The organism is Klebsiella grimontii (assembly GCF_900200035.1).
Taxonomy (GTDB): Bacteria; Pseudomonadota; Gammaproteobacteria; order Enterobacterales; family Enterobacteriaceae; genus Klebsiella; species Klebsiella grimontii.
This window is the reverse complement of sequence record NZ_FZTC01000005.1, coordinates 1-612: the sequence shown is the minus strand read 5'-3', so window position 1 is coordinate 612 and position 612 is coordinate 1. Positions and strand designations below refer to the sequence as shown.

At 61.3% G+C, this 612-nt stretch carries 1 protein-coding gene; it reads left to right on the top strand.

Translation table 11 applies throughout. From position 1 onward, the window contains the following. Nucleotides 1–25: 25 nt before the first annotated feature. Nucleotides 26–612: formate dehydrogenase subunit beta (gene fdxH, locus KOSB73_RS01520; protein WP_098140181.1), on the top strand; the 587-nt coding region annotated here is incomplete at its 3' end.

The window sequence follows — 612 nt, the reverse complement described above, 5'->3', positions numbered from 1 at the left end:
GGAAAAGGCGTATCGGAGACGCATTATGGCTTATCAATCGCAAGACATGGTCCGTCGTTCCGCGACTAACGGCTTCACCCCCGCGCCCCGCGCGCGGGACCACCAGGAAGAGGTGGCGAAGCTTATCGACGTCACCACCTGTATCGGCTGTAAAGCCTGTCAGGTGGCCTGTTCCGAGTGGAACGACATCCGGGATGAAGTCGGTCACAACGTCGGGGTGTACGATAACCCCGCCGACCTGACCGCCAAATCCTGGACCGTGATGCGCTTCTCGGAAGTGGAGCAGAACGACAAACTGGAGTGGCTCATCCGCAAGGATGGCTGTATGCACTGCGCCGACCCGGGCTGCCTGAAGGCCTGCCCGGCGGAAGGGGCGATCATTCAGTACGCCAACGGCATCGTCGACTTCCAGTCCGAGCAGTGCATCGGCTGCGGCTACTGCATCGCCGGCTGCCCGTTCAACGTGCCGCGTCTGAACCCGGAAGATAACCGCGTCTACAAATGTACGCTGTGCGTCGACCGCGTTAACGTTGGCCAGGAGCCGGCGTGCGTGAAAACCTGCCCGACCGGCGCTATCCACTTCGGCTCCAAAGAGGAGATGAAAACGCTGGC